The following is a 9,569-nucleotide window of genomic DNA, read 5'->3' on the forward strand; positions in this document are numbered from 1 at the left end:
CCCGATTCGAACGGGAATCCGCGTCAAGGCGGTTGTCTGGCCCCAAGACCCTTCACAATGCAGAAGGATATCCCTCAAATGATGACGCGTCGATCCCTGCTGCAGGCCGGCACCTTCTCCGCATGGACGCTGCCGATCCTCACCTGCCTGAGGGAGGACCGGGACGATCCTGGCGAGGCGGTTGCGGACGTACTCTCTCAGGCGACCCAGACCGGGCTCGTGAGCGCGGCGAGCCTTTGCATCATGCGAGGGGGAGATCGCCTCGCTCGCCATTTCGGACAGGCCCCGTCGCTCGACTCCATGTTCCTGCTCGGCTCGATCTCCAAGCCCATCTCCGTCGCGGCGGTCATGACGCTGTTCGACCAGGGTGCATTTGCACTCGATGACCCCGTTCGGATCTATCTCCCGGAGTTCTCGGGGGGAGGCCGAGGGCGGGTCACGATCCGGCAGTTGCTGACCCACGAATCGGGACTTCCCGATCAGTTGCCCGAGAATAACACCCTCAGGGCCGAGCACGCCCCGATCTCGGAGTTCGTCGCGCATGCCATGCGGACACCGCTCGTGTTCGAGCCGGGGACACGCTACGGGTACTCCAGCATGGCGATCTTGCTGGCGACCGAAATCGCGAGGCGAATCCAGGGCGATGACTTCCCCGCGTTCCTGGAGCAGTCGGTCTTCCGGCCGCTGGGAATGGAGCATTCGGTATTGGGGCTGGGCCGGTTCCCGATCGAGGCGGTGACTCCCTGCCAGACCGATCGCGCCGCACCGGAATCGGGGGCGGGTGACCCCGACGCTCGCGAATGGGACTGGAACAGCCCCTACTGGCGAGGACTCGGCGCTCCCTGGGGAGGGGTGCACGCCTCTGCTCCTGACGTGGCCCTGTTCCTCGCCGAATTCCTCGAGGAACGCGAATCGGTTGTCCGAGCCGAGACGGCGCGTGCGATGACTCGGAATCAGCGATCGGACGCCGATCCCGCTCGGGGGCTTGGTTTCGCCCTCGGGGCGAATCTCGGCGGGCTAGGCTGCTCGGAGCAGACCTTCGGCCATACGGGATCGACGGGGACCCTTGCCTGGGCCGATCCCAGGTCGAAAACCATCTGTGTCATCCTGACAACCCTGCCCGGTCGGGCCGTCGATCCCCACCCTCGCACGGTTGCCTCCGAGCGTCTTGCCGGGTCGTTCCCTTGATTCCGGTCCCGGGCGAAGCAAGAAAGCTCTGCTCGGCAAGGCCCTCGGATTCAACGAATCCATGACTCGAGCCGAGCAGACGAACGGGGGGTTAGGGCTGGGGATCGGTGGCGACGGGGGTGTCCTCCGCGTTGCCCCAGTCGGACCAGCCGAGATAGTAGTTCCGGCTCGGGAAACCGAGACGCTGGAGCACGAACGCATCGACCGAGGCGCGACCTCCCCCCTGGCAGTGGGTGATCACCGGCTTCCCCGGCTCCAGCCCAATCGCGTTCAAGCGGGGGCGAACCGCTTCCTCGGGAAGAAACCGGCCGTCCTCGTCGACCAACGTGCTCCATTCGATCTGACACGCGGTCGGCACGTGTCCTCCTCGCCTCGACCGGGCGACCTCGCCGAGAAACTCGGCATCGCTCCGGGCATCGACGATCTGCGCCGAGCCGGTGCGGACGGCATCGAGGACGGTGTCCCGATCGGCATGACGATCCGCCCGGAGTTGTATCCGGAAGTCGTTCGGCTCGACGCTAACGGTGTCGGTCGAGACCGGCCGCCCTTCGGATTCCCAGAGCGGGAAACCGCCATCGATCAGCCCAACCTCATCAACACCCAGGTAGCCGAGGAGCCACCAGAGCCGCGCCGCATCCTTCTGTCGGTTGGCGTCGTAGATATAGACCGCCGAATCGCTGTCCAGGCCAAGCCGGGTGATCCACACGCTCCAGCGCCCAGGGTCCTGAAGTCCTCCCGGCTCGCCCGCCAGTCGCTGGACCTCCCCGGCATCGACCCAGATCGCCCCGGGAAGATGCCCTGCGTCGTAGTCCTCACGCGACCTGACATCGAGCAGGACGAGGTCCGGATCATCAAGCCGGGCTTCGACCTGGTCGAAACCGAGAAGACGAGCCACCTGGGCTTGATCGTCTGCGTCGATGGTGACGGACGGTGGGAGGACGCCCACCACCATGACCAAGAGCAAAGAAATCATCATTCGTTCGACCTCCCTGAGCGTGGCGTTCCGTAGCGGTTGGGGGCGAGCGCTCCCCGGCGGGGCCGGCCCCTTGCGTCTCGCATTCTCGGCCAGATAGGATCGGGGGTCAATATCGAGGTCCGATGCCATGGGTGAATTGCTCACGAAGCTGTTTTTCGGCGGTTTTGTGCGGATGCACATCCTTTACCACGCGGTGAAGGAGCCGATCTTCGGCGCTGAGATGATTGCGGAACTGAATCGGCATGGATATCAGGTCGGGCCGGGCACGCTCTATCCCATGCTCCACCAGATGCTGGAAGCGGGCTTCTTGACCGTGTCCGTCGAGACGGTGCAGGGCAAGCAACGGAAGTACTACCGGGCGACTCCCGAGGGGGCACAGGCGCTCGAGGATGCCAGGGCCAAACTCCGCGAGCTGGTCGCCGAAGTGCTGCACGATCAGGTCCCCGAGGATTGGTCGCGCCGTGTCGAAGATCCGGATCTCGGCGAGTGATCGTCATCGAGCAGGTCGCGGGCGCTTGATGACGACTCGACGTCTCTGACCCCACGGGCCACCTTCCCATGAACCCGATCGCCTTCTCGATGCAACGACCGTTTACGGTGATGGTCGCGGTCGTTGCCGTGGCACTGGGGAGCGTCTTCGCGGTGTCTCGGATGCCGGTCGACATCTTCCCGAACCTGAATCTGCCGGTGGTCTACGTGTGCCAGCCGTACGGCGGCATGGACCCGGCGCAGATGGAAGGGTTGCTGACGAATTATTACGAGTACCACTTCCTGTACATCAATGGGATTCATCACGTTGAATCCAAGAATGTGCAGGGAATGGCAATCATGAAGCTCTACTTCCATCCCGGCACGAACATGGCGCAGGCGATGGCCGAGACCATCGGCTACGTCACGCGGTCGAGGGCCTTCATGCCCCCGGGGACCGTCTCCCCGTTCATCACCCGGTTCGACGCGGGGAGTGTGCCCGTCGGCTATCTCGTGCTGTCGAGCGAGACGCGGACCGTCGGCGACATCCAGGATCAGGCGTTGTTCCGGGTCCGGCCCATGTTCGCGGCCTTGCCGGGCGTCTCGGCGCCTCCACCCTTCGGCGGGAGTCAGCGGAGCGTGGTCATCCGGCTCGATCCGGAGCGCCTGCGGTCCTACGCGATGTCTCCCGATGAAGTGATCCGCGCGCTGACGGCCGGCAATGTGATCAGCCCTTCGGGGAACATCCGGATCGACGACGAGATGCCCATCGTGCCGGTCAACTCGCTCGTCAAGGACATCGACGAACTCCTGGCCATCCCCATCCGGCCCGGCGGCGATCCGACCGTCTACCTCCGCGATGTCGGCACCGTCGAGGATTCGAGCGACATCGCGGTCGGCTACGCCCTCGTGGACGGGAGGCGAGCCGTCTACATCCTCGTGACGAAGCGGGCCGAGGCGTCGACGCTCTCCGTCGTCCAGAACGTCAGGGACGCCCTCCCGGAGATGCAGGCCGTCTTGCCGGATGACATCCGGGTCGGTTTCGAGTTCGACCAGTCGCCGACCGTGACCAACGCAATCGAGGCGGTGGGGGTGGAAGGCTTGCTCGGCGCCGGACTCATCGGCGTCATGGTCCTGATCTTCCTGAGAGACTGGAGGAGCGCGGTCGTCATCGTCCTGAACATCCCGATCGCGATCGCGGCCGCGCTGTTCGCCCTCTGGGTCTCGGGACAGACCATGAACCTGATGACGCTCGGCGGCCTGGCGTTGGCGATCGGCGTCCTCGTCGACGAATCGACGGTGGCGATCGAGAATATCCACGTGCGGATGAGGACGGACCCGTCGTTGGCCACCGCCGTGAAACGCGGGACGGCCGAGACGGCCGTCCCGCGTTTCACGGCGATGCTTTGCATCCTGGCGGTCTTCATCCCGTCGTTCCTGATGGAAGGGGCCGCCCGAGCGCTCTTTGTCCCGATGTCGCTGGCGGTCGGATTCGCCATGATCGCCTCGTATGTCCTCTCGAGCACCTTCGTCCCCGTCCTCACCACCTGGGTCATCCGGGACTCGCGATCGGAAGAAGATCACCATCATCCTCATCGCCGCACCGCGTTCGACCGCGTCGCCGGGGCCTATGAGCGCCTTGTCCGGGGCCTGACCCGCGTGAGCCCGCTGGTGGTGGTGTGCTACCTCATCGCGACCGGATTGGTCACCTTCGCGGTCGGTCGCCAGCTCGGGCTCGAGATCTTTCCCAGCGTCGATGCCGGTCGGTTCCAGATGCGGGTCAAAGCACCGGCAGGGACTCGGGTCGAGAAGACCGAGGAAATGATCCGGGACGTCCTCGCGACGATCGAAGACGAGGTGGGACGTGATGCCATTGAAATCTCGGTCGGATACGCGGGGCTCATCCCATCAAGTTATCCGATCAATGCGATCTACCAGTGGACCGGAGGCCCCGAGGAGGCCATGCTCCGCGTCGCCTTGAAGCCCGGGACCGGCATCTCGATCGAAGACCTGAAGGATACGCTCCGCGAACGCCTGAGGACCGAGATGCCCTCGGTCGCCTTCTCCTTCGAGCCGGCCGACATCGTGAGCGACGTCATGAGTTTCGGCTCGCCCACGCCCGTCGAGGTCGCGATCAGCGGGCCGGACTTCGCGGACGTCCGGGCCCACGCGGAATCGATCCGGGCCGAACTGGAAGCGACTTCCGGCCTCAGCGACGTCCGCTACGGCCAAACGCTCGACTACCCGGCCGTCCAGGTCACGATCGACCGGGAGAAAGCCGGCCTGAGCGGCATCACCCCCGAGGAGATCGCCCGCTCGCTGGTCACGGCGACCTGGTCCAGCCGCTTCGTCGTGCCCAACTACTGGCCCGACCCGAAGTCGGGCATCGGCTATCAGGTCCAGGTCGAGATCCCGTTCCAGGAAATGACCTCGCTCGAGGATCTCAGGACGCTCCCCATCCGACAGGATCGGGAGGGGGGCGTCCCGCTCCTCCTCCGAGACGTCGCCCGCGTCGAGCGGTCGACCGTCCCCGGCCAGTACGACCGGTACAACATGAAACGGACCCTGACCCTGACCGCGAATCTCGCCGGGATCGATCTGGGCCGCGCATCGGGCGCGGTCGATCGGGCGATCGAGCGGGCCGGAGACCCGCCGAAGGGGGTGAACGTGGCGGTGCGGGGGCAACTGGTCCCGCTCCGCGAGATCTTGAGCGGATTGGCCATCGGCCTGGGAATGTCCGTGATCGTGATCGTCCTGGTGCTCACCGCGAATTTCCAGTCGATCCGCCTCGCCCTGGTCGCCGTGGCGGCGGGACCGGCGGTGATCGCGGGCGTGGTCCTCGGGCTGTGGATCACGCACACGACGGTCAATATCCAATCGTTCATGGGGACGATCATGGTCTTCGGGGTCGCCGTTTCCAACGCGATCCTCCTGGTCACGTTCGCCGAACGCAGCCGGGTCATCGATGGTCTCTCCGCGCGAGACGCCGCGATCGCGGGCGCGCGGAGTCGTTTGCGGGCGATCCTCATGACCAGCAGCACCATGCTCGTCGGCATGCTGCCGATGGCGTCGGGCCTGGGAGAGGGGGGCGACCAGACGGCCCCCCTCGGGCGGGCCGTGATCGGCGGGCTCTCGCTCGCAACCCTCTCGACCCTGCTCGTCCTCCCGAGCGTGTTCACGCTGATCCAGGGCCGAATGGGACGCGACTCCCCCTCGCTCGACCCCGACGACCCTGAAAGCCCCCATTTCGTCGGCGTCCCCGCGCCTCATGTCGGGATGGCCTCGCCGGCCGCCTCGGCCGTCGAGGCATCACGGCCTCCGAAGACGATCACGGACGACCGGTCCGCGACGTCGCCCCCCGATCAAACCTCAGCCGGACCAAACCGCCCGACCCCGCAGGCCGATCCCCAATCCAACCCCGCCGATGGCCCGGGAGACGTTTCATGACGCGATTCCAAGGAGATGTGATGCGCCGATTCGCCGTCTTCCTGCCCCTCCTCGGTGTGGTCGTCGGCCCTGGCTGCGGAACGACGGGAGACGCCGTCTCCTTGCAAGCCCAGACCACGGCCCAGGCCCCCCGGCCGCGGGTCGCCACCGTCTTGCCCGAGCGAGGCACCATCCGCCAGGTGACGAGCGAGCCCGGCCAGCTCGAAGCGTTCGAGACGACCGATCTCCTGGCAAAGGTCTCCGGATATGTTCAGACCCTGTCCGTTGACATCGGCGACCGCGTCTCTACCGGTCAAATTCTCGCCGAGCTCGACGCCCCTGAACTCGTCGCCGAGCTGGACCGCAAGCGAGCCCACCTGGATCAGGACTCGGCCGACCTCGATCGCGCCGAGGCCATGGTCGAGGTGGCTCAGGCGGCGGTTGCCACCGCCCGCGCCGGACTCGAGGAGGCCAGGGCCGCCACGCGGCGGTCCGAAGCCGAGATCGACCGTTGGCAGGCCGAATATGACCGGATCGACCGCCTCGTCAACGATCGAGCGGTGACGGAAGGCCTGCGCGATGAGACGCTCAGCAAGCTCGAGGCGGCGAAGGCCGCCCGGGACGAAGTGGCCGCCCAGATTCAACTGGCCGAGGCCAGGCAGCTTCAGGCAGAAGCAGAACTCGTTCGCGCGCTCACGGATGTTCGTGTCGGTGAGGCTCACGTCCGGGTCGCCGAGGCGGACGTGCGACACGCCGAAGCCATGCTCTCCTTCACCCAGATCAGGGCCCCCTTCGATGGGGTGATCACGAAGCGATTCGTCGATCGAGGGCATCTGACCGATCCGGCCGGATCCGGGGACCCGCTGCTCGCGATCGCCCGGACCGACCTCATCCGAGTGGTTGTGGGCGTCCCGGAGGTCGACGCCCCGTTCATCACGCCCGGGGACCGGGCCGAGATTCGCGTCCAGGCGCTCGGCAGCCAGACGTTCGAAGGGACCGTTTCCCGGGCCTCGTGGGCGCTCGATCGTGCCACCCGGACCCTCCGGACCGAAATCGACCTCGAGAACCCCGACGACACGCTCCAGGCCGGTCTCTACGCGTACGTTTCCATCGTGGCCGAGGAGCATCATGATGTCCTTACCCTCCCCGCATCAGCAGTGAGGACGGATCGAGAGGGCAAGTCATCCTGCATCGTACTCGTCGAGGGTCGCGTCCGGTCACGCACCGTCGAGGTCGGTTTGAACGACGGTCAGCGGGTCGAGATCCGCTCAGGCGTCGAGGAGGGGGTGCCTGTCGTCACCTCGGACCCGTCAGCCCTGGAAGACGGGCAGGAGGTCGAGGTGATCGAGCCGGCTGCCTGACGGATTGCACTGCCGCCCCGGGCCTGACCCAGTCTTGCGCCGCCCGGGCGAACGCCTCTGTCGACCGGCCCGACGGCGAAGGACCCCGCCTGGATCATGCACAGGCTCACGAAAGGCCCGACGGCATCCGTCCCGGACAGGCAGACGGAGGGAGAACCGGCTCATGCCCTTCGATATCGATTGTCGATAACAGGAATGCCGTTCGTACTGATCGTCCGCGTGGTGCCGATTCCTGGACTGCAGCGAAGAGACGGTATATCCAACGGGGGGGCCGTGTCCCATGACTGCTGTGCGCCGGAACGTACCTCGATCGATTCGACGATCCGTGAGATTCGGCGTCTTCATTCAGTTCGCCTTGATCGGGGGCGGTCCGGGGGCGTTTCTGAATGCCCAGGAGCGCCTCCTCCCGCCGACAGGCATGCCCGACCGCGTTCAGGTCGAGGGCCTGCCGCCCGCGCTCGGCATCGAGGTTGAGGTTTCGACTCCGCCGCCCTCGCTCGAAGACCTCCCTCCATTGCCACAAACCGGCGAAACCCCTTCCGCGGAAATGCGACTGCGGCAGGACCCGGGGATGGCCCTGATCCCCGACCAGGCCGTCTTGCCGATCGACCTCGCCAATGCCCTGCGCCTGGCCGGCGCCCGCGACATTGAAGTCCAGATCGCCAGGCAACGGGTCTCCGAGGCGCTGGGAGAGCTCCAACTGGCCCGCTCGGCGTGGCTCCCCAGCCTCTTCTACGGCCCTCAATGGGTGCGTCACGACGGTCAGGCCCAGATTGTCGAGGGACCGGTCGAAACGATCAGCAAGAGCAGCCTCTTCGTCGGCGGGATGGCAGCGCTGGGGGATGGGATCTCCGGACCGGTTCCCGCGGGTGGCCCGCCGAACGTCGGGGGATTCTCGACCATCTTGCGACTCTCCGACGCCATCTTCCTGCCCATGGCCGCCCGACGCGTCGTCGACGCTCAGCGAGCCGGGGTCTCGGTCGCGGTCAATCGAGCGATTCTGGGAGTGGCCGAGGCGTACTTCGATCTCCAGGCCGCGGCCGGACGACTCGCGATCGCTTCGGAAGCCGCCGCCAATGCGGAGACGCTTGTCGAACTGACGAGCTCGTTTGCCAGGTCCGGGCTCGGACTGGAGGCCGATTATCGCCGGAGCCTGGTCGAGCGCGACCTGCAACGCAGGGAGGTCGCGCAAGCGGTCGGGATGCTCGAGATGGCCTCTGCCGAGCTGATTCGACGGACCCGGCTCGACCCTGGGATCCTGGTCGCGCCGGTCGAGCCTCCGGAGTCGATCCTCCGATTGATCCCCGATGCGACGGCCCCGGGCGACCTGATTACCACCGCCCTCCTCAATCGCCCCGAACTTGCCGAGCAACGCAAGTTCGTCGAGGCTACCGTGATTCGCTTGAAGCAGGCCCGGCTGCGCCCGTTCGTTCCCAGTCTCTCGACGCGCGTTTCCGGAGGCGGTTACGGAGGGGGTCGCAACGACTTCTTCGGGGATTTCGACGGACGGTTCGATACCGACGTGAATATCTTCTGGGAGCTGCGTGGGCTGGGGGTTGGAGACGCAGCCTATATGAAGATGGCCGACGCTCGCAACCGTGAAGCAAAGCTTCGCGTGCTCCAGATTCAGGACCAGGTGGCCGCAGAGGTGATGCAGGCCGAGAAACTGCGATTAGCAGCCTCTCGCCAGATCGCCGAGGCCGAACGTGCGGTCCCCGACGCCCTCGAATCGCTCGAGCTGAATCTTGCCAATATCCGTCGCGGCGCCGGGCTCCCCGACGCGACACGCCCGATCGAGGTCCTCCAGCCGATTCAGGCCTTGGCTCGTGCCAGGCAAGCCTATCTGGATTCGGTGCTCGAGTACAATCGGGCGCAGTTCCGCCTCTATGCCGCGATGGGACGGCCAGAGTCCTTGCCCTCTCCCGCCACCTCAACCGAATGGATTCTCCCCCCCGCAGTCCGGGTCGCCGAACCGATCGGTCCGCCGATCCTCCCGGCTCCCGCCGAATGATTGTCGCGGATCGGTTCGGACCCCCGAAAACACAGGAGCGACCCGCGCCACGATCGGTCCAAGCCATGAGACAGTGTCATGCAATGACCGCAGGGTTTGAGCATCCAAAGCGCGGAACGATTCGAAAGCATCCTCAATC

At 66.0% G+C, this 9,569-nt stretch carries 6 protein-coding genes; 5 read left to right on the forward strand and 1 reads right to left on the reverse strand.

Annotation, left to right across the window (positions count from 1 at the left end):
* The first annotated feature begins 78 nt into the window (after positions 1 to 78).
* A complete protein-coding gene (locus AB1L88_RS25350; RefSeq protein ID WP_367099504.1) occupies positions 79 to 1,188 on the forward strand; it encodes a serine hydrolase domain-containing protein in 1,110 nt (369 codons plus the stop codon).
* A gap of 91 nt (positions 1,189 to 1,279) precedes the next feature.
* Here AB1L88_RS25350 and AB1L88_RS25355 read toward each other — a convergent pair whose 3' ends face one another.
* A complete protein-coding gene (locus tag AB1L88_RS25355; protein ID WP_367099505.1) occupies positions 1,280 to 2,164 on the reverse strand; it encodes a sulfurtransferase in 885 nt (294 codons plus the stop codon).
* A 127-nt stretch (positions 2,165 to 2,291) separates the two neighbouring features.
* Between AB1L88_RS25355 and AB1L88_RS25360 the strand changes: the two genes are divergently transcribed.
* The 4 genes from AB1L88_RS25360 (at position 2,292) to AB1L88_RS25375 (ending at position 9,430) form a co-directional block, all read left to right on the forward strand.
* Complete coding sequence (locus tag AB1L88_RS25360) at positions 2,292 to 2,654, forward strand: PadR family transcriptional regulator (RefSeq protein WP_367099506.1); 363 nt, start codon at positions 2,292 to 2,294, stop codon at positions 2,652 to 2,654.
* Between the two features lie 89 nt (positions 2,655 to 2,743).
* A complete protein-coding gene (locus AB1L88_RS25365; protein ID WP_367099507.1) occupies positions 2,744 to 6,079 on the forward strand; it encodes an efflux RND transporter permease subunit in 3,336 nt (1,111 codons plus the stop codon).
* Positions 6,080 to 6,099: 20 nt separating this feature from the next.
* Positions 6,100 to 7,419: an efflux RND transporter periplasmic adaptor subunit gene (locus AB1L88_RS25370; RefSeq protein ID WP_367099508.1), complete on the forward strand. Its 1,320-nt coding sequence runs from the start codon at positions 6,100 to 6,102 to the stop codon at positions 7,417 to 7,419.
* A 571-nt stretch (positions 7,420 to 7,990) separates the two neighbouring features.
* Positions 7,991 to 9,430, forward strand: a complete 1,440-nt coding sequence (locus tag AB1L88_RS25375) for a TolC family protein (RefSeq protein ID WP_367099509.1) — start codon at positions 7,991 to 7,993, stop codon at positions 9,428 to 9,430.
* Positions 9,431 to 9,569: the final 139 nt, after the last annotated feature.

Source organism: Tautonia sp. JC769 (genome assembly GCF_040717455.1).
Classification (GTDB): Bacteria; Planctomycetota; Planctomycetia; order Isosphaerales; family Isosphaeraceae; genus Tautonia.

Bases quoted from the DNA above. Each gene is read 5' to 3' on its own strand.
- AB1L88_RS25365 (WP_367099507.1), top strand. From the start codon at position 2,744: ATGCAACGACCGTTTACGGTGATGGTCGCGGTCGTTGCCGTGGCACTG.
- AB1L88_RS25350 (WP_367099504.1), top strand. From the start codon at position 79: ATGATGACGCGTCGATCCCTGCTGCAGGCCGGCACCTTCTCCGCATGG.
- AB1L88_RS25375 (WP_367099509.1), top strand. From the start codon at position 7,991: ATGGCCCTGATCCCCGACCAGGCCGTCTTGCCGATCGACCTCGCCAAT.
- AB1L88_RS25360 (WP_367099506.1), top strand. From the start codon at position 2,292: ATGGGTGAATTGCTCACGAAGCTGTTTTTCGGCGGTTTTGTGCGGATG.
- AB1L88_RS25355 (WP_367099505.1), bottom strand. From the start codon at position 2,164: ATGATGATTTCTTTGCTCTTGGTCATGGTGGTGGGCGTCCTCCCACCG.
- AB1L88_RS25370 (WP_367099508.1), top strand. From the start codon at position 6,100: ATGCGCCGATTCGCCGTCTTCCTGCCCCTCCTCGGTGTGGTCGTCGGC.